Below are 26,914 nucleotides of genomic sequence, written 5' to 3'. Positions count from 1 at the left end.
CTAGCTGAAGATTGATTAATGTTAATTTTGATGTACAACTGTTTATTAATTACCCTCTCTCAATCAAATACCCCAACCCCTTCTTAGAAACAATAAAATCATCATCAGCAATCTTATCTTTAACCCTTTTTATAACAGTACGCATAGTAGCATCAGAAGTATTGATATCATTCCAGATGAACTCTTTTAGATACTCTTTTGTTTTTATCTCTTTTATATTTTTAACTAAAGCCTCTATTAGAAGTTTTTCTTTTTTTGATAGATTTACTAACTCATCATTTCTATATAGAAGATTTGTTTTTCTATTGTATTCATATGTGTTATTTATTTTTACAATCTCTTCTTCCATTGGCTCATTTGATTTATCTTCTAGAACTTTTGATTTGACTTTTTTTAACATCTCCATCATATTTTTTACCTCTAAAGGTTTTACAAAATATGAGATTACATTTAGGTTTATTGACTTGAAAAGATACTCTTCATCTTTGTATGCTGATACTATTATGAACTTTTGATTTTCATTTACTGCTGTGATATTTTCAATCATAGTTAGCCCATCTACATTTGGCATTTGGATATCTGTTAATACTAAATCAAAGGTTTTGTTCTCTTGATATGATTTTTCATATAACTCAAAGCCCTCTTTTCCATCACAGGCAATCTCTACTTCATCGAAAACTGTATCAAGATAAAAACTTAAAATCTCTCTGGCATCTTCTTCATCTTCAACTAATAATACTCTTGTAATATATTCACTCATTGTTTTCCCTTAGAAGTTAAATATTTAGTGTAATGACAAACCTTACACCCTCACTTATATTTTCTACTTCTATTTTTCCTTTCATATTAGTCTCTATTATTGATTTGGTCATATATAGACCTATTCCTGTTCCTTGGGTTTCAAACTTGGTTGTAAAATATGGCTCATAGATTTTATATAATATCTCTTCATCTATATTTCCACCGTTGTTTGATATTTCTAAAGTCATCTTATCATCATGTTTTTTTAATGATATATCAATCAAGGCTTCAAAGTCTTCTTTTTCTTTTTTCATAAGAAGGGCATCTTTTGCATTGTTTAGGATATTTAATAAAGCTTGTTTTAGTTCATTTTCATAATTTGTGATTTCCACTTTTTCATACTCAAAGTTTATTTTTATATTTTCACTCTCATATTGATTTTTTATCATATCAAGTAGAGTATCAACAGACTCATTTACAAAAAACTTATTTTGTGTTTTTGAGGGTTTATAAAAGTTTCTAAAATCATCTATTGTATCACTCATATACTCTATATGTTTATTTGCTTTATTCATAAACTTATCTAGCTTTTCATCACTTACTTCTTTATTTTTGTAATTGTCCCGCAAGAATTGTAGTATCAAAGAGATATTATTTAAAGGCTGTCTCCATTGGTGAGCAATATTTCCAAGCATCTCTCCCATGGCTGCAAGTTTATTTTGCTGGATAAGGATTCTATCTTTTTCTCTGTTTTTTACAAGTTCATCTTGAACTTTTAATTTAAGTTCCTCTTCACTTAGTTTTATTTTTGTGATGTCATTTAAATACCCATAAAAATGACTCACTTGTCCAGAATGGTTTTTTATAAGTATTACCCTACTTGATATCCATCTTGTCTCATTTGCAGCGTTTATTATTCTACATGTAAAAGTAAAGTTTGGCAGGTCTTTTTTTACAGCTGCATTAATAGCAACTTGTACATTATCTATATCATCTTTATGGATTAGTTCCATAAACTTTATATTCTCTTTTTCAAACTCATTTTTGCTATATCCAAAGGTTTGAATACTATTTGAGATATATTGAACTGATAGGTTTTCATTATTAGCAAGTTTAAAAATTACAATCTTTCCATCTTCTACTAAAAGTTCCACGTCTAGTAGCTCTTTTTTCATCCTTTTATTTTTGTCTATATCCATAGACATCATAAGCATTCTATCTAGTTCATTATTATCATCAAGAAAGGATTTACCTCGGGCAAGTACCCATTTAAATCCCTCATTTTTACTCTTCAACCTATACTCACAAATAAAAGTATCATCACCTTTTGCAAATATTTTGTCAAAGAGTTTTTCTACATTTGCTTTGTCTTCATTGTGTATTAGATTAAACCAATCAGAAAAAGTCAAAACTTCATCTTTTTCATAGCCAAACATATCTAACCATTTATCAGAAAAATATATTTTTTGTGTCTTAAAATCAATATCCCACAAGCCATCATTTGAAGCAATAATTGCCAACTCAAATCTCTTTTTCCAGTGAATCAAAGAGACAGTTTTATTCTCTAACTCTTTGTTGTACTCATTGATAATTGTTTTAATAAAGTTTGTAAAAAGATAAGTAAGTAAGATAAGTAAAGCAGCACTTACTAAGATATAAATAAAGATTTTGAAAAGTAGATTTCTATAATCATTTTTTATTTTATAAATAGTATCTTTTATCTCATTTTCTACGATTTTTTTATCATAAAACCCTGAGACTAAAAAACTGTATTTTTCGTAAAGGTAGCTATAGTTTTTAAACTTATCACTATATTCAAAGTCATTGAAATAGTGATTTAATATATCATATGATTTGTTTGATTTTTTATTTTTAAATAGCTCAGCAGAGTCTGCATATTTTTTTTGATTATTAAAGTTATATGTTTTTTGTGAAATGATATCGTAAAACCAAATGTCAAAGTTATTACTGTTTATTGCATCTATAATCGCTCTTTTTGTAATCTCTTTAATTGAATTTATTGTAGAAAAAGAGCCTATATAATACTCTTCATCATCAATTATTAGCCTATCAAAGAAACTTAGTCTTACAGTTTTTGCAACATCATCTTTCCAATATTGAAGGTTATCTTTACCTTGAGAGTAGATATATTTTAAAGTAAACTCTTTATATTTCTTCTCTTTGTAGCTATAAATTAGGTTTTGTAAATAAAAAATTGATTTGTTTCCATATAAAATATTTAAACTATTTTTTTTAAAGATAGTAAGATTTATGTTATTTGTTTTTTCTATATTTTTTAGATATTTTTTTAGTTTTTTAGACTTTTTTAACTGGTTTGCTTGTATATATCCAACAACTTTATAAGTTATATTTTTTAGATGTATCTCTTCTTTGGAAAAACTATTTTTTAATCTTTTTTCAACATAAGACTTAAATCTGTTTATCTCTTCTTTTTGAGCAAATTCATAATTTAAAGAATATTTTTGTTTTAATAAATCTATTTGTCTTGTTTGCTTAGAGTCTAAAATAAAAAAGGTAATAAGAAAAGACAATAAAGCGATTACTATTATAAATATAAGAGGTATTTGAGAATATAATCGCTCTATGTCATTTAAGCTATATTTTTTTTTATTTTTTAAAATCATTTAATAACCTGTTTCATAATTGTTTCAGATGATTCAATTATATTGAAACTTTATTAAATATAGCTAATTAATTAGAAACTGTCCTACACTTCTATCTTTTTTAAGTCTGCTATGCTCAACAACAACCCCATGCATAGAGATATAAAGACCTGGCTTTACATCTGTATTTAAAAACCCCAAAGCTTGCGCAAAGTTCATAGTTGCTTCAACCTCATCAATACTCATAGGAACCATAGCACCGGTAAAGACTATCTTTTTACCTTCGATTTTTCCATCAAAAAACTTTGAAGTTAAATCAACTGTATCTGTTCCATGTATGATTATGATTTTATCACTTGTGCTATTCTTAACCTCATCTAAGATAATCTCTCTATCTGTATCTGTAAAATACAAACTATCTTTTGAAACTATATTTTTAATATCAAAGTTTACATTATGACAAGATTTTATTATCTTATCTAAAGCTATATTATCACTTGGAACTTCAAGTTCTCCTTTTATTGGATTATATCTTTTGTTAAAAGTTCCACCAGTATTTAAAACTGTTATATTCATCTAACTTCCTTAATCAAGTTATGTACCATGTTTCCTGGATGTAAAAGCTTATCTAACTCCTCTTTTGTAAATAGTTCTTGCTCTAAAATAATATCATATACTCTTTTATCTGTTGCCAAAGCCTCTTTTGCTATTGCAGAACTTTTTTCATATCCTAAGATTGGATTTAGACAAGTAATTAAAGTAACTGAATTTAGGATATTATTCATACAAACCTCTTCGTTTGCAGTGATACCTTTAATACATTTTTCACCTAAAGAGTAAAATGCTCTTCTCATCATATTTATAGAAGTAAATAGTTTATATGCAATTAGTGGTTCAAATACATTTAACTGTAATTGTCCACCTTCACTAGCAATTGAGATAGTTGTATCTGCCCCAATTACCTCAAAGGCAACTTGGTTTACAACTTCTGGGATTACGGGGTTTACTTTTCCAGGCATTATAGAACTTCCAGGTTGCATTGGTGGAAGATTTATCTCATTGAATCCTGCTCTTGGACCAGAACTTAAAAGTCTCAGGTCGTTACAAATCTTTGACATCTTGATTGCTACTCTTTTTAGTATCCCTGAAATATGAACAAAAGCACCAGTATCTTGTGTTGCTTCTATTAAATCTCCGGCATTAATATAATCTATTCCTGTAACTTCTCGTAGGTTACTTATAACCTTTCTTTGGTATGCAGGTTTTGAGTTTATTCCTGTACCAATTGCTGTTGCTCCTAAATTAACCTCTTTTAGAAGTGCTTGTGCATCCCTTAATCTAAATATATCTTCATCAATCATAACAGCATAGGTTTTAAATTCTTGCCCTAAAGTCATAGGAACAGCATCTTGAAGCTGTGTTCTTCCCATCTTAAGTACATCTTTAAACTCTACTGATTTTTCTTCAAAACAATCCCTTAAGTACCGTAAACTGTCTTTTAATTTGTATATTAATTCATATAGAGTTATTTTAATAGCAGTAGGATATACATCATTTGTAGATTGACTCATATTTATATGATTGTTTGGATGAATAACATCATAAGAACTTCTAGGTTTCCCAAGTATCTCTAAAGCTCTGTTTGCTATAACTTCGTTTGCATTCATATTTGTAGAAGTTCCTGCTCCTCCTTGGATAGGATCTACAATAAACTGATCGTGAAATTTTCCATCAATTATTTCATTGCAAGCTTGAATAATAGCATCCCTTTGTATATCTGTTAAATCGCCCAGCTCATAATTTGTCAAAGCACAAGATTTTTTAACCTTCGCAAGAGATTTTATGAAAGTTGGAAATAAAGACAAGCTTGTATGAGTAATATCAAAATTCTCACTTGCTCTTAAAGTCTGTATTCCATAATAACAATCTTTTTCTATTTTTTTCTCACCTAAAAAGTCTTTTTCTATTCTATATGAAGTTTCCATTTGCTCTCTTTTATCTGAATTATACTAATGTAATACTATACTAAATAAGTATGCAAAAAGTGTGTTTTTATTTTCTAATATTTAATTATAAGGAAATTCTACTATTAATAAGTCATAAAATCAACCAAAACTAATAAAAAAACTAAGAACATCTCAATATAATAATTAATATTATAAAAACTACTCTTTAGATAAAAGAATAACAGTAGCTATAGAAGATATAACAATACCTATAAAGACATTTAAGCCAATAGTTTGTCCATCAATTATAAACATCAATAAGGCAATACAAGCTGGACTTATATAAACATAGGCCATGACTTTTTTAGGACCCAAGTTTATTGATGCTTGTTGGTATAAATATACAGTGGCTAATGTTGCTCCTACTATTAAGTAAAGCATATAATAAAGCAAGTCACCTGATATTTTATCCCATTGTAAAGATATATCCATAAATAATAATGATATGGACATCCAAATAATTCCACTAAACAAAGTTACAAAGACTAAAACAATAAGCTCATCCCCTTCTTTGTGCAATAATTTTGTACAAATAGAGTATAAAGCCATAGAAATAATGGCAAATAGAAATATAATATCCCCTTGATTTAATTGAAACTTTATAAATAGTTCTAAATCACCTTTAAATACAACTATACATGTTCCAACAATACCTAAAACATAAGTTATCAAGTTAATAAAGGCTATTCTTTGTTTTAATAAAAAGATTGCAAATATTGCTGTAAGTAGTGGTACGAGAGTAAAAAGTGTCCCTGTATTTAAGGCAGTTGTACTCTCTAAAGCTTTGAATAATCCTATAAAATAAAGGGAATAAAAAAAACCTATAATCATACCCCTAGGAAGAGTAGATAATACCTTACTACGATATTTTTTATTTATTATAATCAATGGAGATAAAAATAGTGTAGCAAAAACAAATCGACAAAGAGTCAAAGATATGGGATCAATTACACCAGATAGTTCTTGTGATGCTATGAACGAACCAGCTACTAAAAATGTAGCAAGCAAGAGTAAAAGATGAGCTTTTATTTTATTTATCAAAATAATCCTTTAGAAAATATATCCTAAAATAATAATCAAAAAAAAATCCTTTGTCCTTTACATATGTTGATTTTATAGAATTTATAAAATTTCTAATTCTCTTTTAACTTTTTTCGAATACGACTTAACTGTGTAGGGCTTATGCCAAGATGATTTGCTATATGCTGTAGGGAAATTCTGTTTTCAATATTAGGATTGTTTTTAATGAAGTTTTTATATCGAATACTTGCATCATCTAGTATGAGGGAGATTTCATTTTTCTCTTTTACGATTACCCAGTTTTTTTCTAAATAAGCAATATAAAAAGATTTGAATTCGTCATTTGTTTTTATTAAATCTTTGTACTCTTCAAAATCAATATAAATAATAGTGCAATCTTCCAGTGCATCAATACAAAGGTAAGAATCCTCTTGAGTTAGCAGTGAAACTTTTGAAGCAGAAAAATAGTTTTCACTAAATAGATTTTTAGTATAAATTGCACCCTCTTCATTTAAAAAGTATGTTCTTAAAACCCCTTTACAAATAAAATAGATATATTTAGCAGGGGAGTAAACATCTTGTAAAACCTCAGCTTTTTTCACCTCTTTTATAAAACATATTTGTTTAAATGCTTCAAATGCATCATCTGAAAAATCGTGGTACTGTTTACATACTTCTCTTAATTGAGTCAAGAAAATAAGCTCTTCTTTTGAAGTTAGCATTGAGTTTTTTATCCTATTTATAATATTCATGAAATTATAGCATTTTAAAATACTTATAATTAACCGTTTGCTTTAAACCGTTTATTCAGATAGAGTGTAAGCATAAACGCGTATTACAATACTCAAAACTCGCTTCTTAGGTTTGATACCCCGATATTTGTATAGAGTGAAAACTCTTTTGCATTTTAAACAGAGCAATATATAAATAAACAGACCTATTTTCGAAACTACTTCTTCGTCCATAACGTCATACTTATTGAATTTTTTTAAAGGAAATAAAAAGATGAACAGATTAAAAATGGGAGTTATTGGAACTTCAAAAAAAATAGATGAAAGAAGGTTACCTATCCATCCCAAACACCTTTCTCGTATTCCAGAAGCTTTGCGTAAGCAATTGATATTTGAAGAGGGCTATGGAAAACCTTTTGGTATATCAGATAAAGAGATTGCAGCCTTAAGCGGTGGCATTGACACGCGACATAATCTTTTGGCAAATATTGGTGCAGTTATTATCAATAAACCCGTATTGGAAGATTTAGAAGAGCTCAAAGAGGGAGGAACTCTTTGGGGATATGTCCATTGTGTACAACAAGAAGATATAACACAGGCAGCTATCAGACGAAAACAGACCCTTATCGCTTTTGAAGATATGTTTGTTTGGTCTCCAGAGGGACAAATAGGACGACACACCTTTTATAAAAACAATGAGATGGCAGGATATTGTGCAGTTATACATGCCCTGCAACTTAAAGGTATCGATGGACATTATGGCAATCAGCGTAAAATCGTCATCTTTGGTTTTGGTGCAGTTAGTCGTGGCGCTATTTATGCCTTAAAAGCTCATGGATTTAGAGATATTACTATCTGTATTCAACGACCAGATCATGAAGTAAGAGAAGAGGTTCTTGATTGTCACTATGTGAGAGTTCAAGAAGGCAAAGATGATGAAGCGCGTATGGTAGTTATTGAACATGATGGAAGAGTTCACCCACTTTCAGAATTCATTTCAGAAGCAGATATCATAGTAAATGGTGTTTTCCAAGATACAGCCAGTCCTACCAATTTTGTTATAGAAGAAGAGAAAGCTTCTCTTAAACCCAATAGTCTAATCATTGATGTGAGTTGTGATGAAGGCATGGGATTCTTTTTTGCAAAACCTACTACCTTTAAAGAACCTATGTTTAAACACGGTACCATAGATTATTATGCTGTTGACCATACTCCTAGTTATCTTTGGGAGAGTGCTACTCGCTCTATTTCTGCTGCTTTAATTGTATATTTAAAAACAGTACTAGCAGGACATAAAGCTTGGCAAGAAGATGAAACCATTCGACAAGCAATCAATATTGACTCTGGAATTATTTTAAACAAATCCATACTCGCCTTTCAGAATAGAAAAGTGGAGTATCCTCATCCTTATGTTACTATTGAAGAAAAAGCAGTATTAAATAAAATTGCCTAGTTATTGGATATAATCTTATTTACTATAAAGGATTTAATAAATGATTGAAATGAGTACAGAAAAACTAGCAGTCCTAATTGATGCAGATAACGCACAAGCTTCTGTTATCTCTGAGTTATTAGAAGAGATAGCAAAATTTGGAATAACAAATATAAAAAGAGCATATGGAGACTGGACTACGACTCAACTTAAAAGTTGGAAAGAACATCTACATACCCATGCAATACAACCTATTCAACAGTTTAGTTATACAAATGGGAAAAATGCAACGGACTCTTCACTTATAATAGATGCTATGGATATTTTACATGAAAATAGTCTTGATGGATTTTGTATAGTCTCTTCTGATAGTGACTTTACAAGATTGGCTACAAGAATTAGAGAATCAGGACTTAAAGTATATGGTTTTGGTGAACAAAAAACACCAGAAGCTTTTATATCTGCTTGTGACAAGTTTGTATATACTGAAAACTTACGAGAGATAAAAGAGATAACCCAAACAAATAATGAACAAAATAGATTAAAAGATATAATCACAAAAGCAGTAATTGCTGTATCAGATGATGATGACTGGGCAAATTTATCAGCAGTAGTTAAACATATAAATAAAAACTACCCTTCTTTTGATCCAAGAACATATGGCTATGATAAATATGGAAAGCTAATGAAATCATTAGATTATCTTGAGTTAAATGAGATACCATTTAACAAAAATAGAAACGTACATATTTTTATAAGAGTAATTGACTAATAGTTAAACTGTTTTTATATGAGTCAAATAATTTATTAAAATTATTCAACCCTATAGCCTATCCCAAATATATTTTTTATTGTATCTTTGGGGAGCTTTTTTCTAAGGTTTTTAATTGTAGTTTTTAAATTACTTTCAAAATCCTTATTAAAACTATCCTCCCAGACATAGAAAATAATATCATCAAAAGTCATTGTTCTATTGATATTATTAAATAATATTTCTGATATTTTTGTCTCATTTTGAGTTAAAGGTACTAATTGATTTTCAGCATTATATAATTCATTGTTTTCTAAATTCCAATAATAATTTTCTTTAAGATAAATAGTTTTTTTTTCAATAATATCAAACTTATCAAGTTCCTTAATAACTAAAGTTAAGGCATCTTTTAGTTCTATTCTTGTTATTGGTTTTACTAAATATTTTGTAAGCATCAATTCAGTTGCACTTAATAAATACTCTTTACTTGAATAAGCAGTTAGCATTATAGCTTTTGTTGTATAATCTTTTTTTCTAATTTTTTGTAAGAGTTCTATCCCATTTAGTTTTGGTAAGTTAATATCTATAATCATAATATTAGGCTTTTTATCAAGATATATTTTATATGCTTCTTCTCCATCTTTTGCTTCATAAACAGTTTCAAATAGTTTTTCAATATGTTTTAAATATTTTAATCTAATCTCATCTTCATCTTCTACAAAAAGTACACTATAATTTCTTTTTTCATTACTACTCATCTTCTGCCCTATTTAAACTTATAGTAAAGCAAGCACCAGTTTTATTATTTTCAACTTCTAGTTTTCCATTCATCCCTTGCTCTATAATTACTTTTGATATATATAATCCCAAACCTGTCCCTTGTGTTTTGTATTTTGTAGTAAAATATGGCTCAAATATTTTTTGTAAATTTTCCTGAACCACTCCACCACCATTATCCGATATTTTAATATTCATTAACTCATTTTTAGAATAAATACTAATCATTATTTTAGGAAGTTTTACTTTATTTTCAATCAAAATATCTTTTGCATTATTTAATATTACCAATAATACTTGCATCAATTCACTTTTATACCCTGAAATTTTAAAGTTATCTCGTACATTTTCTTCAATAGCAATGTTATGGTATTTAAGTGAAGATTCAATTATCATAAATGTTTTTTCTAGAATATCATTTAATGTAAATATTTCAATATTTTTTTCTTGTGATAACAAATTCCTAAAATCATCGATTGTGTGAGACATATATTTTGTCATATTCTCAATATCATTAAGCTCTTTTTCTATACCCTTAGAATCAATCCTTTTTTCAGCTATTTTATCATCGATAACTAATACTGAAGCATTGATTTGTGAAAGTGGTTGTCTCCATTGATGGGCAATATTTTCAATCATCTCTCCCATAGATATAAGTTTATTTTGATGAAATATCATATTGTCTTTTTGTCTTGATTTTTCAAGTTCCTCTCTTACTTTTTCTCTTAGCGCTTTATTAAGTTTCTCTTTTTGTATTATATGGTAAAAAATAAATAAAAATACAAATAAAATAATCCCTGAAATTTTATAAAAAAATGTATAATCAAACCCTTTTTCATATCGTACATTTACATAATGATTTACAATAGCATCTTTTTCATTTTGAGTTATGGTATCAACTGCTTTTTGTACTATACTATAAAGTTCTGGATAATCCTTTTTTACACCAAAACCAAGCTTTAAAGGGATACCAGTATCCCCTGAAATTTTAAGTTGGATAAGTCCCATATTTTTAATATGCCACGCAACTGTTGGCACAGTGTCTATAAAACCAAAAATCTTCTTTTCATCAACTTGTTGTAAACCATCTTCTACGGAGTCAACCTCTAAAAGTTTGATTTTTGGATATTTTTGTTTTATTAACTCTGTTATAGCATAGTCTTTAACTACACCAAAAATTTCATTTTCTAATTTTGAGATATCCTCTATATAGGAAACATCTTCTCGAGTTACGATAACATTTTTAGAAGAAAAATGTGGTGTAGTAAAATTTAGATATTTTTCACGACTTGGTGTTTTAGCAATCATGGGCAGGATATCACATCTACCCTCTTGTGCAGCATCTAATGCCTCCTGCCAATTTTTTGTAGGATAAAGAACTGCCTTTTGTCCAATCTTTTGCGTCAGTATCTTCATAAACTCAGAACTTATACCTGCATGTATCCCATTTTCATCAATATACTCAAGTGGCTCCCAATTTGGATCGATACACAGTTTTAAAGCTCCATATTTTTTCAACCATTCTTGCTCTTTCAATGAAAGAAACTCAGGTTTATCATTGCCTATATGCCATTTTTTATTTACTCTATGTATCTCTTCTAAGGAAATTGAATCCATAGTCTTTTTTATAATACTATTCAATTCTGGCCAATCTTTACGTACTGCAATATGTAAACCTGTTTCAGATTCTTCATGATAGATTCCAGCAATCTTAAGGTTATAAAGCCTGTTTTTTTGTATCATATAATATGCTGCTGGACGTTGATCAATCAAAAAGTCTGCTTTTCCAAGTGCGAGAGCATGATAACCTTCCAAGGTTGTATCAACTTCATAAAATTTTAGTTGAGGATGTTTTTTCTTCAATGCTTGACTTGTCTGCCATCCTTTAAAATAAACAGCAGTTTTTCCATACATATCTTTTATAGTTTGAGGTTCAGAAGCACCATCTCTTATCACAAAATGCACAGGCAACTTTAAAAAAGGGATATACCATCCAAGCTTTTCTCTTTCAGGTGTACTAGCAAGAGAATGAATAATATCAATTTGGCGAGTATTAAATTTCTCTACAAGAGTACTCCACTTATCAGAAACAAACTCTATTTTTATACCAAGCTTTTTTGCAATTAATGTAAGATAATCTATACTATATCCTGCTGGTCTATCATCTTCATCGTGATAGTCTAGTGGCGGCCAGTCGTACTCACTACTCACTTTTATAATTGGATGATTATCTAAAAATTCTTTTTCTTTTGATGTAAGATTAACGCTCCTATTCATATTTGAATCTTTAATTAAGAGCCATTTATTTTTTAAAGCAATTTTTTCTTCTTCTGGAATAGCTTTAATAGCTTTATCAAGTATTGATTTTAGTTCCAACCAATCTTTACGAATAGAATAACGTAACTCAATTTTATCAGGTAAGGTAAATGCAGGAAGAACATTACGATAATCATTTTTACTAATCCAATACCAAATATCCTCAGAAGCAATAGTTGCCTGAACTTCATCTCTAGCCACCATATCAAAAGCTTCTGGGCGACTATTTGAAAAAGTTAAATCTTTCCCACTTAAATTACGTGCTATCTTAATTATGACAAGATTACCTTTTTCTACAGCTATGTCCATCCCTTTAAGTTCCTTAGGCTGTTTAAAATTATAAGGATTTCCAGGTGCTGTTACAATCATATATCGTACTAAATTATAAGGATTACTAAAAATAAAATCTTTCTCTCGTTCTTTATGATAAACAGAGGTAGTCACACCAGCAATCTTGTGGGATTTTGCTTCTTCTAACATATCACTCCATTGTCCTGTCTTAAGGTGAATATTTAGTCCTGTTAATTCATTGATTTTTTTTAGCATCTCTATTTCATAACCACTTTGCCTACCATTTTTATCTATAATAATATATGGTGGCCATTTAGAATCAATACCAAACGTTATACTAGGATGTTTTTTTATAAATTCTTTTTCTTTTTGCGTTAATAATACTTTTTTATAAAAATCTTTTGGTTCCCATACAAACTCTTCTGGTTCTATATACTTTTTTGCATCTCCAAGCTTAATATAAAGCTCTTCAATTTTCTTTATCCTATTAAAATCAATACTCCCAATCGCATAAGCATCTGGTTCCATCAACTTTTCTATTTCATCTGCTTCAAAAAGAAGATGCTCTTTACTTTTTTTCTGTGTGTTGTATTTTTCTAAGATAAGATTTACAATCTCTTCTTTATTTTGTAGAGCATATTGCCAACCTTTATTTGTAGCATTTACAAATTTTCTAACAATATCAGGATGCTTTTTTGCATATTCTTTTGAAGTTAATAAGTTTTCATCATAAAGTAAGTCACCTCCATAATGGGAAGGATCCATTATCACAAAAGGTGTTTTATGTTTTCGTAGGAAATAAGGCTCATTGGTAAGATATATGGATATTGCATCTGCCCTGCCTAATCTAAACTCCTCTAAGTCCAAAGAATTTGCTACAAGCTTATAGTCATCTTTTTTTATACCATTTTCTAAAAACATTTTCCTAAAATTGGCACTTTGCATCTCCTCTTTTGTTGCCATAATAGTTTTATTTTTAAGATCCTTTGGAACTAAAATATCTTTTTTTACAGCCAATGCCAAAGGGGATCTTTTAAGATAGTTTGCTACAAGTTGATACTGTTTTCCATTTTGAATATCCCGTATCACACTATTATAAGAGGTAAAAAACTGTACCTCTCCTTTAAGACATTTTTCTCCAAGAGATTGGGAGATATCTTTTTGAAAAAGCTCCACATCTAAACCTACATCCTTATAGTAGCCTTTTTCTATTGCCGCATAAAATCCAGCAAATTCAAACTGGTGTTTCCAGTGAAGATTTACTTTTATAGAATCAGAAAAAAGATAATTAGATAAAATTAAAACTACTAATAAAAATCTAATCAATAACAACCCTTCTTTATAAATAATTTTAAAAATATAAATTTAATTCTGTATTAAAATCATCAATACCAAGATTAAAAAGATAATCAATAACTTTTTCAAGAACATTTTTTTCTTCTGCAAATTGAAGATGTTCAAAAAATCTTTTTCGCTTCTCTTTATCAGTTGTATAATGCCAAGAAGTAGATACATAAGCTATAGGTAAACATTCTTTATCTAAAGAATGTTTTCTCAAATCTTCCCACATATTAAACCAATGATTTTCATTTGGACAAATTATATCTAATCTAATAAAAATATTTACAAGATCAATATAGTCTAAATTAGATTTTAAATTAAATTTATCATCGTTATTTATAATATCAATTATTCTTTTAACATTCAAACTTAACTCCTTTTTCCTAATTATTTTTTTAAAAATTGAATAAATTGAGATAATAATTTTAAATTTAATTCATTTCTCATAAGTTCATACATAATTTTAATTGCATCAAAAGATGACATAGGCTCTTTATATGACCTTTTTGTTGTAAGTGCATTGAAAATATCACAAATAGCTACAATTTGAGAGAAGGGATGTATCTCATTTCCTTTTAAGCCTTTTGGGTATCCACTTCCATCAAATTTTTCATGATGTTCCTCTACAATCGCCAATAAGTTATTATCATTTTCACCTAAACTCTCAAGAATATCAACACCATAAGATGGGTGTTTTTTCATAATAGAAAACTCTTCTTTTGTTAATTTTCCATTTTTATTTATAATTTCTAAAGGAACTTTTTTCTTGCCAATGTCATGTAACATAGCTCCTTTACCTAAAAATCTCAATTGATTCTCATTTAATCCTAAATAAGCACCAAATGCTAGTGCATATGTTGATACATCAACAGAATGAGTATAAGTATAATAATCATGTGTTGTAACTTCAATCATTGATTGCATAGCATTTGGATCATTTAATATAAATTCAACACTGCTATTAACAATTTCAGATACATGATTTATCTTATTTTTTGTAATTTCACCAGTCAATAGTTCATACATAGTATCGTTTGCTAGTTCGTGTATAGACTCAGATTTTATTAAAAGAGAATTATCTTTATTATTAAGAATATTTGAGATGTATTTACTTATATCTTTTGAATATTTATCAAAGTCTTCATGTTTAATATAAAGATCTTGAATATTATTTTTTTCTACACTATTTATTTTTGTTCTATCACATTCATTTTTAAAATCTAAAAATTTTTTGAAAAGTCCATCTGTATCTTCTTCATAAATTAAATAATCAAAATCTTTATTTTCTAAAAAAATCTTTGGTGATATTTTTATCAACTTAGCTTTTTCATAATTATGATATTTATCTTCATTTACTAAATAATTTGAATTATCCAAAATTACCTCTTTCTTTTATTTAAAAATTCTATTTAAAAATAATAAAAAAGTAGTGAATAAATAGTGATATTGTGGAAATAAATTAATTTTTTTGAGAGATTTTTAAGTGACTAAGTATAAAGAGAGTAAATATTCATTTCTCTCTTTATAAGAAGGATTTAATTATTGTTTTTTTACAAACTCTTGTTTAAGTTTAATAGCACCAACACCTGGCACTTTACAGTCGATGTTATGACCATCATTTCCTTCAACAAGTCTAATACCCTTGATTTTAGTACCAACTTTGATACCAGATGAGCTTCCTTTTACTTTTAAGTCTTTTATAACTGTTACATCATCTCCATCACTTAAAATTGTACCATTAGCATCTTTTACTACTAATACATCTTCTTCTGACTCTACATCATTTGCTGACCATTCATGTGCACACTCTGGACATACTAATAAACTTCCATCTTCATAAGTATACTCACTTCCACATTTTGGGCAATTTGGTAATTGGCTCATCTATTTCCTTTTAAATTTTTTTGGAATTGTAAGATATTAACTTAACAATGTCAAATATTATATTTTTAGTCCCAGTTTTTCATCAAGACCTAACATGATATTCATGTTTTGAACAGCAGCTCCAGAGGCTCCTTTTCCAAGATTATCAAGTCTTGAAATAACAAGCATATAATCTTCACTTTCATAAACAGATATTTCGATTCTATTTGTGTTGTTACAATTCATTGCATCTAAGAAGCCATCATCAAGATATGCAATATCATCTTCGATGATTTTAACAAACTGTTCATCTTTGTAGTAATCTTTATATATTGATAATACTTCTTTTCTTGTAATCTTTTTATTTAAAAATTCACTCTTTACTAAGTATGACATTACAAGCATACCCTGCTTGAAGTTTCCAACACTTGGCGTGAAAAATGGGGCATGTTTCAATCCTAAAACATGTTTTATCTCAGGCAAGTGCTTATGGCTTAGACCTAAAGCATAAGGTCTTTGACTTATAAATTTTCCTTCATTTTCAGAATCTTCATAGGCATCAATTAAACCTTTTCCTCCTCCACTATATCCTGTAATAGAGTGACATACAATCTTATCTTTTGGTGAAACAATACTATTTTCTATCAAAGGTTTCATAGCCATAATAAATCCACTCGCATGACAACCAGGCACACAAACTCTCTTAGAGTTTTTTATATTTTCTCTTTGTGTTATAGTTAATTCAGCTATTCCATAAGTCCACTCTGGGTTTGTTCTGTGAGCTGTACTTGCATCTATAACTTTTGTATTTTCATTTGTTATAAGTGCCACTGACTCTTTTGAAGCAGCATCTGGCAGACATAAAAAGACTAAATCAGCTTCATTTAAAAACTTTTTCTTTATCTCAATATCTTTTTTATCTTCTTCACTTATAGTTAAAAGTTCTAACTCACTTCTATTCTTTAACATTTCATTGATTTTTAATCCAGTTGTTCCAAACTGACCGTCTACAAAAATTTTATATTTCATCTTAACTCTTTAAATTATTATATTTTGAACATTTTATCTTGATTTAGATTAACATTTTATATGTTTGTTTTAAATCAATAAAAATTGTACAATTTAGATATATAAAGGTATAGAATGAACTATTACAAAAAAGACAAAAATAGATTAGTGTGTTTATTGTGCCAATATTATTGTAAATTAAAGAACAGCCAAACTGGAGTTTGCGGGGTCAATCAAAATATTGGTTCTCAAATTAAAAACTTAGTTTATGGTTATCCATCAGCAATTAATATAGACCCTATTGAGAAAAAACCTCTATATCACTTTTTACCTTCATCTAAATCTTTTTCATTAGGAACAGTGGGATGTAACTTTCATTGTAGTTTCTGTCAAAATTGGCAAATATCACAAGAACATAATATAGATAAAAGTAAATACTTCGAGCCAAGACTAATTGCTTCCTTGGCACAAGAAAATGCTTGTCAGTCTATCTCATATACATATAATGAACCAACTATATTTTACCCTTACGCAAAAGATATTGCACTAGAAGCTAAAAAGCTTAGTCTTAAAAATATATTTGTAAGTAATGGATATGAATCAAAAGAAGTTATAGATGATATGGTTGGTGTAATAGATGCTATAAATATTGATTTAAAATCATTTGATGAAAAATATTATAAACATAACTTGGGTGGAAATTTAAAGAAAAATCTTGAAAACCTAAAACATTTTAGAAAAAACAATCTCTGGATAGAAATTACAACTTTGATTGTTCCCACCCAAAATGATAGTGAGGAAGAGCTTTTAAAAATAGCTTCATTTATTGCCAATGAATTAGGTACTTTTACTCCTTGGCATATATCTGCTTTTCATGCTGATTATAAAGAATTAAATCTTCCTTCAACATCCTTACAAAGCCTTAGCCGTGCTTATGAGATTGGCAAAAGTGTAGGTTTAGAATATGTATATGTGGGAAATGTACAATATGAAAACAATACAAAGTGCACTTCATGTGGAACTTCATTGATTGAAAGAAAATATTTTCAAGTTACAAAAAATAATCTTATAAATGAATCTTGTCCAAAATGCAATAAAAAACTAGAGGGAGTCTTTGATAAAAAGTAATTATCCTTTGTAAATCATCGGCTGATATTTCAATCCTTTAAATTCTTTTTGTTTACCCTCTTTTATAAAACCAAAAGACTCATATACTTTTATAGCGTATAAAGATGCATTTACTTTCATATTTTTAATTTCATAATTTGCTTTGGTAAACTCCCAAAGCTTTTTTGCAATACCACCTTTGTGATATTTTGAATCAACAAAAAGATGAAAAATCTGATTTTTGTCTTTTATAGTAAGTAGTCCTACTATTTTTTCATCTTTTATATATACAAAATCTTCATATACTTCACCTAAAACTCTCTTTTCAAAAGCTTTAGTTGATAATTCATCTACAAACCACTTTGGAGGAGTTTGTTCAAAGAGAAAAGCTAATAAACTATTTGATAATTTACTTAAATCATCTATATCATTTATATTTGCTTCTCTTATATTCTTATGAATTAATCTTTTTTTATTCATCTACTTCTTTATAAATACAAACTCTATTTCGTCCACTTTTTTTAGCTTCATATAAAGCCAAATCTGCTTGACTTAACAACTTATCCATATTTGCACAATCTTGGGCATCAGATACTCCAAAAGAGGCTGTAAATTCAGATAAGATTTCACTACCAAAAGATATTTTTCCCTTTGAGATTTCTATACGTAAACGTTCAGCAACATTTATTGCTTCATTAATATTTGTTTGGGGTAATAAAATAGCGAACTCTTCCCCACCTATACGTCCAATAATATCAATATCACGTAAAATACCACGACTTATATCAGAAATTTTTTGTAATACCAAATCACCAATACTATGACCATATGTGTCATTAAGATTTTTGAAAAAATCTATATCAAACATCACAATAGAAAGCTCACCACCATATCTGTGATATCGAGATAATTCTAGTTCTGAATGCTCTATAAAGTATCTTCTATTTGGTAGGTTTGTAAGATAATCAGAGTATGCACGATGTTCTAACTCCATCCTTGCATTTCTATTTTCTATAGCAATACCAGCTAAGTTTGCTGCAAAACTTATTCTCTCTATATCACTTATACTTGGTTTAGTTGGTTTTTCATGATATATTGCAAAAGTACCCAATACCTTTCCACTAGAACAAATTATGGGTTCAGACCAACATGCTCCTAATCCTGCTTTTTTAGCTAAAGAGGTATAAGGTTTCCAATATTTATGAGTCATTATATCTTCAACAATTACACGTTTACCAAGATATGCAGCTGTTCCACAAGAACCTACACCCATACCTATTTCCAAACCATTAATTGCTTCATTATAAAACTCAGGCAGTTTTATTGAAGCACCAATTAGTAAATGCTTTTTTTCTTCATCTAACAATAAAATACTGCAAATTGATTTACTATCTTCTGATTCTATTGTTTGCACAATATTATAAAGAATATCAGACAATTGTGAACCCTTTGCTACCATATCCAACATATTATCATGGGCAATATTTCGAAGTTCACTTTTCCAATGTTCTGTAATATCACTAAAATTAGCTAGACGTTTTTCTCCAACCCAAGATATACTAATCAGTACTCTACGTTCACTTCCATCTTTACATCTTACTGTAGTCTCTAATTCAGGAACTGGGGTTCCTTCTTTTTTGGAGAGAACAACCTTTTTACCCCAAGGCAAGATAACTTCATCTCGATACTCTTTATCTGGAAAAGCTTTTTGATACCACTCATTTATATTATCTAAGTCATTGAGTTCATATCCAAATAAATTTGAAAATTGTTTATTGACATACTCTATTTTGCCACTAACATCAGACCATACTATGCCAATAGGAGAAAACTCCAAAATATCTTTTAATTCTATTTTTTGTTTAGTACTTTTATCTAAACTATCCTGCAAATTTTTCTCACGTAATTTTGACAAACCACTTTTTGACAACATTTTTGCAATTCTTACTATACAATCCATAAGATATTTCATCTGTTTTTTTGAAACAATTGGCACATGGCTTATGGCTTCCAAATATTTTTCTTCATCATAATTGTATTTTTTAGCTTGCTTTTTAAAAAACTCCATGTTAGGTTTTTTTTCTAAAACTTGACCTAAAAATATTGTTGCAATGATTTTATTTTCAATAATAAGAGGTGTTACATAATCAAGTAAACCATTTTTACATAAATTATGATTTACCTTTCCTTCATTCATATTTTCCATAAGTTTTAGATTACTCTCTATGCAACATAGATTTGACTCTGGATTTATTCTATGAAATAAAGAACAAGCACTAACCCACCCTTTTTGAGATATTATTTCACCATCATTGTTAACAATACCATTAGGAATACCTGTTGCCTTATAAAAACTCTCTAAAAGTTCTTCAAACTCAGCAACATCAATCAAATCAGAAAACTTATAATCACTTTCTTTGCTTGTTATTTTGTAATTTTGCATTAAAATCCTAATAAATCTATTTTTAGATTTCTATACATTATTTTATAATCTATATCTATCTTTATTCTAGCCTTTTAATACTTTCGTTCTATTAAAAATAACTTTTTTACTAAGGAAATAACTTTTATAATTGTATATCTATTTACCCAGATTAAAAATGCCACGTACAAAATGATAAAGAATAAAAAGAAAAATCAAAGGTAAAAGTATAGTTTGAAAAACAAAAGCTATAATAAGTGCCACTATATACTCACTCGAACTATCAACTGCTTTTTTATATTCATCTACTTTTTTTGAATAATAATCTGAATCAAATTTTTCTGCAACTTTATTAAAAAATGAACTATTTTCTTTTTGTTCAATTGTATTTTTTGTAACTTTATTAACATCTTCTTTTACTTTTACAATACTTTCATTTAGTTGAGAGATATTATAATCTTGTTTTACAAAACTGTTATAAGCAAACTCATTAACTAAACCTATAAGAGGAACTGCAAAACGTAGAAAAATCAATATGACAGAGATTTTAAAAAATAGTGTTCTAAACCTCTCATCTTTTGAAAACCTATAAAACATCCATAAGTTCAAAATTATCACAGTAAAAAAGAGAATATAGTTATATATATCATTTGTAACAAAATTCATCATGATTTTTTGGATACCAAGGGAAACCATACTAGCTAACATCACAAGAGAAAACTGCTCTACCAAATCATTTACAGGATCTAGTACTTCTCCAATAGCAACTGTAAAAAAAGGAAGATCTAGTTCAGTTCCCTGAGCCAAAGATATCACTGCATTTAAAGCCTTTGCACTACCAAATACAATAACAGCCTCTTTAAAACTGTTATCAACCAACTCTTTACCTTTTACATCAAGGGTGTATGAAAAAGCAAAAAATATTATGATTATAGATAAAAATAGAATTAAAAGTTTATTCCAATGAGTTCTTAAAAATTGCATACTATATCTTTTATATTAAATTTTTATATTATAACAAGAACTCATATATTTTATTCTTACTCTTTTTCTAATATATAACCTGCTTGTGAAATATTTTTTATAATATTTATTGGTATTTTATGTCTAATCTCTTTTATAAATGATTTTAAAGCATGGCTTGTCATAAATTTATCTTGCCACAACTCTACTTCTATTTGTTCATAACTTGTGATTGAGTTCTTATTTTTATGTAAAAGGTATAAAAAGTCTTGTTCTCTTTTTCTCAAAGGTATAATTTCATTATCTTTATAAATCAATTCTCTTTTTGATAAGTTAAGTTTTAAATCAGCATGTAAGAGTATCTGTTCTGAGAAGTTTCTTTCTATATATTTATTTAATGCTTCATTTAGTTTTTTTGAATTTAGAGGTTTTAAAATAAAATGGTCAACATTTAAATTTATCAAATTCATAAGGTATTCTTCGTTTGAGTATGCTGTTAACATAATAACCATTGTATCAAGGTCAATTTTACGTATTTTCTTTATAAGTTCAATCCCATCCACCTTTGGCATCTCTATATCTGTTAGAACTATTTTAGGTTTGTACTCTTCATATATTTCATATGCTTCTAAGCCATTCTTAGCCTCATAGACTTCTTTGAAATAGTACTTTAAAGTATTTACAATAAACTCTCTAATACCATCTTCATCTTCAACACACAATATTGTTACATCTTTTAACTCTTCGATTAAATTATTATTCATATTTATCCTAACACTACTATTTTAAAAATTGCCCCATCTTTATCATTTTCAACACTAAGTTCTCCACCCATATTTCTCTCAATTATAAGCTTTGATATATAAAGTCCAAGCCCTGTTCCTTTTGATGAGTCTTTGGTACTATAATAAGGGTCAAAAAGCAAATCAAAATTTTCTTCTTTTATTCCACCTGCATTATCTTTTATTGTCACTATACTTTGCATGCCTTTTGATTCTATAGTTATAAGGATTTTAGGTTCAACTATCTCTTTTTCAACTAATATATCTTTTGCATTGCTTATAAGGTTTAATATAACTTGAGAATATTCTGTGGGATATCCAAATATCTCTTTATCTTCTTTTATATCAAATATCAACTCTATGCATAGATTATGCAGTGTCGCATCTACTAGATTAATAGCTTTTTTACAAGCATCACTTATGAAAAAATACTCTTTTTTCTTGTCTGGCTTATAAAAGTTTCTAAAATCATCTATAGTATTTGACATAAAATCAATCATATCATTACTTCTATTTACAGAGTTTAAAATATGATTTTCATCAACTTTTTTAAACTTTGTAGCAGTTTCTAACTCCATCAAAATACCAGAGAGCTCACTTAAAGGTTGTCTCCATTGATGGGCAATCATAGAGATCATAGAACCTACTTTTGCTAGTCTTGACTGTTCTAGGATTGCTTTGTCTTTTCTTTTTCCATCTTCTATTCCTCTAGCTACTTTTGAATATAGAGTTTTGTTAAGATTTTGAAGTTTATCTTCTTTGTATTGGACTTGTTTTTTATACTTTTTTATAATATCACTAATAATTGATGTCATAAGAAAACTAAAAAGTGCCATAAAAAATATAATTGAAATACTTAAAATAAAAATGAAGTTTATAAATTCCTCATTCTTTTTTTCTAAGTTATCTTTTTTCTCTTTTATCATTAAAGAGTAATTTTTCAAAGTTGTATTACTATTTTGTATATTATGTTTTTCAAATAGTATTAAGTCAGACTCAAAGCTCTCTTGTGTAGTTTTTAAGTAATATGAAGTTGAAAAGAAAGCCAGAAAAACAATACATAAAAAAGGAATAGTTATTGTAAAAAAAGGTATACCTTCTTTATTGAACATCTTTATCCTTTGTATATAATTTATATAAAATAATGTCTAAGTTTACTTAAAGAGTAGCTGTTATAGCTCTTTTAGAAGATATATATTAGTTAAATATTAACTAATATATATCAAAGAGTAAGTATATACTTACTCTTTTGCTTTTGCTCTTTCGTCATTGATATTATCGACAATCTCTTTCCAAGTCTCTTTATCAATTTTAAACTCACTATAATCGTTATATCTTAAAACTGGTTTTTTACCCTCTTTAAGTTGTCTTTCATACCCTTTGATTAATCTCAATACAGGTTTATATAAAATGGCAATAACTATCATATTGATAACAGCTAATAATCCCATAGATAAATCAGCAAATGTAAAAATAGACCCTAAATCTTGAAAGGCTCCCCAAGCAATTAAAGCAATACAAACTACTCTAAAAGTATTAAATAGTGTTACATTCCCTTTACTAAAAAAGTTTAAACTATTTTCTGCCAAGTAGTAGTTATATAACATTGAAGAGAAACCAAATAGTAATAAAGCAACTGTTACAAAATATCCACCCAAAGGACCAATATGCTCAATCAAAGCATTTTGAGTCAATAATACACCTTGAACACCATCTGCACCTGGAGTATAAACACCAGATAGCAAAATAATAAATGCTGTACAAGAACATAAAATAATTGTATCAATAAATACAGAAAATGATTGAACAATACCTTGCTGAACTGGATGTGCAACATAAGCAACAGCTGCAACGTTTGGAGCAGAACCTAGACCTGCTTCGTTTGAGAACATACCCCTTTTTGCACCTTGTAAAATAACAGCACCAATACCACCACTAATTGCAGTACTTGGAGTAAAGGCTTCAGATACAATCATGCTTATCAATGAAGGAATTTGATCATAATTTAAAGCAATAACAACAATAGCAATCAATAAATAACCCACTGCCATAATAGGAACAACAACTTCTGAAAACCTTGTAATTCTTTTAATACCACCAAAAATAGCCAAACCAAAAATAACAGTTAAAATAGAACCTGTAATCCAAAGTGGAGTATTAAAAGAGGCTTCAAATGAACTTGCAATAATAAATGATTGAGTTGCATTAAAGGCAAATCCAAAAGTAATAAGAAGTAAAACAGAGATAATAATACCTACCCATCTTAATCCTAAAGCTTTAGTTACATAATAAGCAGGTCCTCCTCTATAAACACAAGAGTCTTTGCTATCTTTTTCTTTATAAAGTTGAGCCAATGAACATTCAAAGAAACTAGTACTCATACCAATTAGTCCAATAATCCACATCCAAAAAACAGCACCTGGTCCACCTAAGGTAATGGCTACTGCTACACCTGCGATGTTTCCACCACCAACTCTACCTGCTACACTTAACATAAGTGCTTGAAAAGAACTAATATGTCCTTCTTTATCATGTACTGTATCCCTTAAGATGTTAAACATCTTAAAGAAGTATCTAAATTGTACAAATCTTGAACTAACTGTAAAAAATAGACCCAGTGCTGGAAGTAAATATATTAGAATATTTCCCCAAATAAGGCTATTTAAAAAGTCATTTATTTCTGCTAACATGATGTTCTCCTTTATGCAAAAAAAAATTCTAACATGCCTAAGAGTCTTAAAAGTGGGTTTCCTTATAATTTATATGTAATATGATAATATTCTACTTATATTTAACAAAAAGAATCTTTTATGATACATATTTTTTCAGCACTAATTCCTGTTTTCTCACTTATTCTTATTGGTTATTTTTTTAAAAGAATAAAGTTTCCCTCATATGAGTTTTGGCCACAAGCTGATAAGTTAACGTATTATGTACTTATGCCATCACTTCTAGTTTATAAACTATCAACTGCTTCTCTTGATTCTCAAAATAGCTTTGGTTTTGTCTTCTCTGCTATTTTAGCGATATTTTTCACTATGATTATACTTATAATTATAAATAAGATAAAACCCTCAGAGCCAAGCTCATTTACCTCTATGGTTCAAGGAGCTATTAGGTTTAATACCTATGTATTTTTAGCTCTATCTGGTTCTATTTATGGGAATGAAGGTTTAGTTTTAGCAGCAATAATCCTTACATTTGCAATACCATTTATAAATATATTGTGTATTACAATTTTTGCACTATATATGTCAAATGACAAATTAGATTTTATTTACCTACTAAAATCAATTGTTACAAACCCACTAATTGTAGCTTGTATTATCGGAGGGAGTCTCAACTTTCTAGGTCTTCATCTTCCAATTGTTTTAAATAATACTTTAGAAATACTAAGTCATGCAGCACTTCCAATGGGACTTTTGTCAGTTGGCTTTGGTCTTGTAATAAAAGAGATTAAATCCGCAAAAAGTGAAGTTATTATTTCTAGCATTGGTAAACACCTTATTTTTCCTGTTTTGATTTATATTTTTGGAAGAGTTTTTGAAATAGAGGGCATGATGTTATCTATCTTAGTACTATTTGCTGTACTTCCTACTGCACCCTCATCTTTCATACTTGCAAGGCAATTAGGTGGAAATGTTAATTTGATGTCATCAATTATTACAGTTCAAACTTTGATATCAATTGTTTGTATACTTTTTGTTTTGAACTATTTTATTTAAAGGATAAATTATGAAAATATTACTAATACTCACTTTACTTTTAATAAACTCTTTATTTGCAAACTATAACTACGCAAATAAAACTTCAGGGAAAATAGATATGCATGGAGGAAAGAATGATGGCTTACTAAAAAATAAAAGCCCTTTTTCAAATATGAATCAAAATAGCTTAATAGATAAAGTAAAAGAAAAAAAAGAGCCCACTATAAAAATACAAGAAGAAAAAGACCTTCAAGATTTGAAAGACTTGGAGGATTTGAAAGACTTGGACTTATAGATTTAAATAAATATACTAACAATAACTTTTATAGCTAATATAGATAATAAAACTTTTAAAACCATAATAAACTTTTTGCCATCTATTTTATCTCTTAGTTTTGTTCCTGTCCAACTACCAATAACAGCGCCTAAAATCATAGCAACTAAAACCCCAATATAATCAAAAAACACAAATCCAAAAAACATAAAAGCAAAGACTTTAAGTGTATGAGTAATACTCATCAAAGCTGCACCCGTTGCTACTACTATATTTTTGTCATTGTAATCTTTTAGTAAAAGTGTCATGGTAAGAGGTCCCGTTGCTCCAACTACAATAGAAAGTCCTGTTTGAAAAAATCCAGCTAAAAAATAGCTCTCATATCTTTTGATTTTTTCATTAAATTTCTTTGACCAAAGAGAGAGTAAAATATAAACTCCAATAAAAAGTGGAACATAATCTAAAGATATAAAATACAAAATAGAAGCAAAAAGAGCAATTCCAAGTAAAGAACCAAATAAAAACTTTGGTATGACTTCTAATTTCACATCTTTATAACCAAATACTGCCCTACTAAAATTACTAGACATTTGAGTCAAACCATGCACAGGTATAAGTGCATTTAGTGGTAAAAAGGATGGAAGTATAGCAATAAGCATCATACCACCACCTATACCAACTACTCCAGCTACTGTTGAAGTTAAAAAAGTTATCAAACCTAATATTATTTCTTGATTCATAAAGTTTCCATAATGTTA

24 protein-coding genes are annotated in these 26,914 nt (G+C 28.5%); 5 read left to right on the top strand and 19 right to left on the bottom strand.

What is annotated here, in order from left to right; all coding sequences use genetic code 11:
• Positions 1-49: 49 nt before the first annotated feature.
• The 6 genes from ACNI28_RS11730 to ACNI28_RS11705 all read right to left on the bottom strand — a co-directional run bounded on the left by ACNI28_RS11730 (position 50) and on the right by ACNI28_RS11705 (position 7,113).
• On the bottom strand, positions 50-760 hold the full coding sequence (locus ACNI28_RS11730; protein WP_419764427.1) for a response regulator transcription factor: 711 nt from the start codon (positions 758-760) through the stop codon (positions 50-52).
• 16 nt (positions 761-776) lie between these two features.
• Positions 777-3,386 (bottom strand): PAS domain-containing sensor histidine kinase, encoded by a 2,610-nt coding sequence (locus ACNI28_RS11725; RefSeq protein WP_419764426.1) that lies wholly within the window; start codon positions 3,384-3,386, stop codon positions 777-779.
• A gap of 63 nt (positions 3,387-3,449) precedes the next feature.
• Positions 3,450-3,941, bottom strand: a complete 492-nt coding sequence (locus ACNI28_RS11720; protein ID WP_419764425.1) for an asparaginase domain-containing protein — start codon at positions 3,939-3,941, stop codon at positions 3,450-3,452.
• A complete protein-coding gene (gene aspA / locus ACNI28_RS11715) occupies positions 3,938-5,350 on the bottom strand; it encodes an aspartate ammonia-lyase (RefSeq protein WP_419764424.1) in 1,413 nt (470 codons plus the stop codon). Before aspA ends, ACNI28_RS11720 begins: the two co-directional genes overlap by 4 nt.
• A 180-nt stretch (positions 5,351-5,530) precedes the next feature.
• Positions 5,531-6,412 carry a DMT family transporter gene (locus tag ACNI28_RS11710; protein WP_419764423.1) on the bottom strand — a complete coding sequence of 294 codons (882 nt, stop codon included), beginning with the start codon at positions 6,410-6,412 and terminating at the stop codon, positions 5,531-5,533.
• 92 nt (positions 6,413-6,504) lie between these two features.
• The gene (locus tag ACNI28_RS11705) at positions 6,505-7,113 is read right to left on the bottom strand and encodes a Crp/Fnr family transcriptional regulator (protein ID WP_419764422.1); all 609 of its coding nucleotides are present in this window, start codon (positions 7,111-7,113) and stop codon (positions 6,505-6,507) included.
• A gap of 283 nt (positions 7,114-7,396) precedes the next feature.
• Here ACNI28_RS11705 and ACNI28_RS11700 point away from each other — a divergent pair, with 283 nt between their 5' ends.
• Together ACNI28_RS11700 and ACNI28_RS11695 are read left to right on the top strand one after the other, a co-directional pair.
• Complete coding sequence (locus tag ACNI28_RS11700; RefSeq protein WP_419764421.1) at positions 7,397-8,575, top strand: N(5)-(carboxyethyl)ornithine synthase; 1,179 nt, start codon at positions 7,397-7,399, stop codon at positions 8,573-8,575.
• A gap of 40 nt (positions 8,576-8,615) precedes the next feature.
• Positions 8,616-9,326 carry an NYN domain-containing protein gene (locus ACNI28_RS11695; protein ID WP_419764420.1) on the top strand — a complete coding sequence of 237 codons (711 nt, stop codon included), beginning with the start codon at positions 8,616-8,618 and terminating at the stop codon, positions 9,324-9,326.
• Between the two features lie 41 nt (positions 9,327-9,367).
• On the opposite strand, the gene ACNI28_RS11690 is transcribed toward ACNI28_RS11695, so the two are convergent.
• The 6 genes from ACNI28_RS11690 to argC all read right to left on the bottom strand — a co-directional run bounded on the left by ACNI28_RS11690 (position 9,368) and on the right by argC (position 16,922).
• Positions 9,368-10,063, bottom strand: a complete 696-nt coding sequence (locus ACNI28_RS11690; RefSeq protein ID WP_419764419.1) for a response regulator transcription factor — start codon at positions 10,061-10,063, stop codon at positions 9,368-9,370.
• The gene (locus ACNI28_RS11685; RefSeq protein WP_419764418.1) at positions 10,056-14,015 is read right to left on the bottom strand and encodes a transporter substrate-binding domain-containing protein; all 3,960 of its coding nucleotides are present in this window, start codon (positions 14,013-14,015) and stop codon (positions 10,056-10,058) included. The genes ACNI28_RS11690 and ACNI28_RS11685 overlap by 8 nt, the downstream gene beginning before the upstream one ends.
• Positions 14,016-14,040: 25 nt before the next feature.
• Entirely contained in the window at positions 14,041-14,397 is a 357-nt protein-coding gene (locus ACNI28_RS11680) for a hypothetical protein (RefSeq protein WP_419764417.1), read from the bottom strand.
• Between the two features lie 20 nt (positions 14,398-14,417).
• On the bottom strand, positions 14,418-15,407 hold the full coding sequence (locus ACNI28_RS11675; protein WP_419764416.1) for an HD-GYP domain-containing protein: 990 nt from the start codon (positions 15,405-15,407) through the stop codon (positions 14,418-14,420).
• Between the two features lie 162 nt (positions 15,408-15,569).
• Positions 15,570-15,914, bottom strand: coding sequence for a zinc ribbon domain-containing protein YjdM (locus ACNI28_RS11670; protein WP_419764415.1), 345 nt, complete (start codon positions 15,912-15,914; stop codon positions 15,570-15,572).
• Between the two features lie 57 nt (positions 15,915-15,971).
• Complete coding sequence (gene argC, locus ACNI28_RS11665; RefSeq protein WP_419764414.1) at positions 15,972-16,922, bottom strand: N-acetyl-gamma-glutamyl-phosphate reductase; 951 nt, start codon at positions 16,920-16,922, stop codon at positions 15,972-15,974.
• Between the two features lie 114 nt (positions 16,923-17,036).
• Here argC and amrS point away from each other — a divergent pair, with 114 nt between their 5' ends.
• Positions 17,037-18,029 (top strand): AmmeMemoRadiSam system radical SAM enzyme, encoded by a 993-nt coding sequence (amrS, locus tag ACNI28_RS11660; protein WP_419764413.1) that lies wholly within the window; start codon positions 17,037-17,039, stop codon positions 18,027-18,029.
• On the opposite strand, the gene ACNI28_RS11655 is transcribed toward amrS, so the two are convergent.
• From ACNI28_RS11655 to ACNI28_RS11630, 6 genes are all read right to left on the bottom strand, one after another.
• Complete coding sequence (locus ACNI28_RS11655; protein ID WP_419764412.1) at positions 18,030-18,488, bottom strand: GNAT family N-acetyltransferase; 459 nt, start codon at positions 18,486-18,488, stop codon at positions 18,030-18,032.
• Positions 18,481-20,451, bottom strand: a complete 1,971-nt coding sequence (locus tag ACNI28_RS11650; RefSeq protein WP_419764411.1) for a diguanylate cyclase — start codon at positions 20,449-20,451, stop codon at positions 18,481-18,483. The genes ACNI28_RS11655 and ACNI28_RS11650 overlap by 8 nt, the downstream gene beginning before the upstream one ends.
• A gap of 138 nt (positions 20,452-20,589) precedes the next feature.
• Positions 20,590-21,414, bottom strand: coding sequence for a hypothetical protein (locus ACNI28_RS11645; RefSeq protein WP_419764410.1), 825 nt, complete (start codon positions 21,412-21,414; stop codon positions 20,590-20,592).
• Positions 21,415-21,470: 56 nt separating this feature from the next.
• Entirely contained in the window at positions 21,471-22,157 is a 687-nt protein-coding gene (locus tag ACNI28_RS11640) for a response regulator transcription factor (RefSeq protein WP_419764409.1), read from the bottom strand.
• Between the two features lie 2 nt (positions 22,158-22,159).
• The gene (locus tag ACNI28_RS11635; protein ID WP_419764408.1) at positions 22,160-23,287 is read right to left on the bottom strand and encodes a sensor histidine kinase; all 1,128 of its coding nucleotides are present in this window, start codon (positions 23,285-23,287) and stop codon (positions 22,160-22,162) included.
• Positions 23,288-23,416: 129 nt separating this feature from the next.
• Positions 23,417-24,865, bottom strand: coding sequence for an alanine/glycine:cation symporter family protein (locus ACNI28_RS11630; protein WP_419764407.1), 1,449 nt, complete (start codon positions 24,863-24,865; stop codon positions 23,417-23,419).
• Between the two features lie 120 nt (positions 24,866-24,985).
• On the opposite strand from ACNI28_RS11630, the gene ACNI28_RS11625 reads away from it, so the two are divergent.
• Positions 24,986-25,900, top strand: a complete 915-nt coding sequence (locus ACNI28_RS11625) for an AEC family transporter (RefSeq protein WP_419764406.1) — start codon at positions 24,986-24,988, stop codon at positions 25,898-25,900.
• Between the two features lie 10 nt (positions 25,901-25,910).
• Positions 25,911-26,177, top strand: coding sequence for a hypothetical protein (locus tag ACNI28_RS11620; protein WP_419764405.1), 267 nt, complete (start codon positions 25,911-25,913; stop codon positions 26,175-26,177).
• A 2-nt stretch (positions 26,178-26,179) separates the two neighbouring features.
• Here ACNI28_RS11620 and ACNI28_RS11615 read toward each other — a convergent pair whose 3' ends face one another.
• Complete coding sequence (locus ACNI28_RS11615) at positions 26,180-26,896, bottom strand: TSUP family transporter (protein ID WP_419764404.1); 717 nt, start codon at positions 26,894-26,896, stop codon at positions 26,180-26,182.
• Positions 26,897-26,914: the final 18 nt, after the last annotated feature.

Origin of the sequence: Arcobacter denitrificans (SeqCode) (genome assembly GCF_048571185.1) — a bacterium.
Lineage (GTDB): Bacteria > Campylobacterota > Campylobacteria > Campylobacterales > Arcobacteraceae > Arcobacter > Arcobacter denitrificans.
Note: the sequence above shows the minus strand (reverse complement) of the source record. Positions and strands in the feature narration are given on the sequence as shown.

Coding starts and splice junctions, on each gene's coding strand:
- ACNI28_RS11730 (WP_419764427.1), bottom strand. CDS start 760: ATGAGTGAATATATTACAAGAGTATTATTAGTTGAAGATGAAGAAGAT.
- ACNI28_RS11725 (WP_419764426.1), bottom strand. CDS start 3,386: ATGATTTTAAAAAATAAAAAAAAATATAGCTTAAATGACATAGAGCGA.
- ACNI28_RS11720 (WP_419764425.1), bottom strand. CDS start 3,941: ATGAATATAACAGTTTTAAATACTGGTGGAACTTTTAACAAAAGATAT.
- aspA (WP_419764424.1), bottom strand. CDS start 5,350: ATGGAAACTTCATATAGAATAGAAAAAGACTTTTTAGGTGAGAAAAAA.
- ACNI28_RS11705 (WP_419764422.1), bottom strand. CDS start 7,113: ATGCTAACTTCAAAAGAAGAGCTTATTTTCTTGACTCAATTAAGAGAA.
- ACNI28_RS11700 (WP_419764421.1), top strand. CDS start 7,397: ATGAACAGATTAAAAATGGGAGTTATTGGAACTTCAAAAAAAATAGAT.
- ACNI28_RS11695 (WP_419764420.1), top strand. CDS start 8,616: ATGATTGAAATGAGTACAGAAAAACTAGCAGTCCTAATTGATGCAGAT.
- ACNI28_RS11690 (WP_419764419.1), bottom strand. CDS start 10,063: ATGAGTAGTAATGAAAAAAGAAATTATAGTGTACTTTTTGTAGAAGAT.
- ACNI28_RS11670 (WP_419764415.1), bottom strand. CDS start 15,914: ATGAGCCAATTACCAAATTGCCCAAAATGTGGAAGTGAGTATACTTAT.
- argC (WP_419764414.1), bottom strand. CDS start 16,922: ATGAAATATAAAATTTTTGTAGACGGTCAGTTTGGAACAACTGGATTA.
- amrS (WP_419764413.1), top strand. CDS start 17,037: ATGAACTATTACAAAAAAGACAAAAATAGATTAGTGTGTTTATTGTGC.
- ACNI28_RS11655 (WP_419764412.1), bottom strand. CDS start 18,488: ATGAATAAAAAAAGATTAATTCATAAGAATATAAGAGAAGCAAATATA.
- ACNI28_RS11650 (WP_419764411.1), bottom strand. CDS start 20,451: ATGCAAAATTACAAAATAACAAGCAAAGAAAGTGATTATAAGTTTTCT.
- ACNI28_RS11645 (WP_419764410.1), bottom strand. CDS start 21,414: ATGCAATTTTTAAGAACTCATTGGAATAAACTTTTAATTCTATTTTTA.
- ACNI28_RS11640 (WP_419764409.1), bottom strand. CDS start 22,157: ATGAATAATAATTTAATCGAAGAGTTAAAAGATGTAACAATATTGTGT.
- ACNI28_RS11635 (WP_419764408.1), bottom strand. CDS start 23,287: ATGTTCAATAAAGAAGGTATACCTTTTTTTACAATAACTATTCCTTTT.
- ACNI28_RS11630 (WP_419764407.1), bottom strand. CDS start 24,865: ATGTTAGCAGAAATAAATGACTTTTTAAATAGCCTTATTTGGGGAAAT.
- ACNI28_RS11625 (WP_419764406.1), top strand. CDS start 24,986: ATGATACATATTTTTTCAGCACTAATTCCTGTTTTCTCACTTATTCTT.
- ACNI28_RS11620 (WP_419764405.1), top strand. CDS start 25,911: ATGAAAATATTACTAATACTCACTTTACTTTTAATAAACTCTTTATTT.
- ACNI28_RS11615 (WP_419764404.1), bottom strand. CDS start 26,896: ATGAATCAAGAAATAATATTAGGTTTGATAACTTTTTTAACTTCAACA.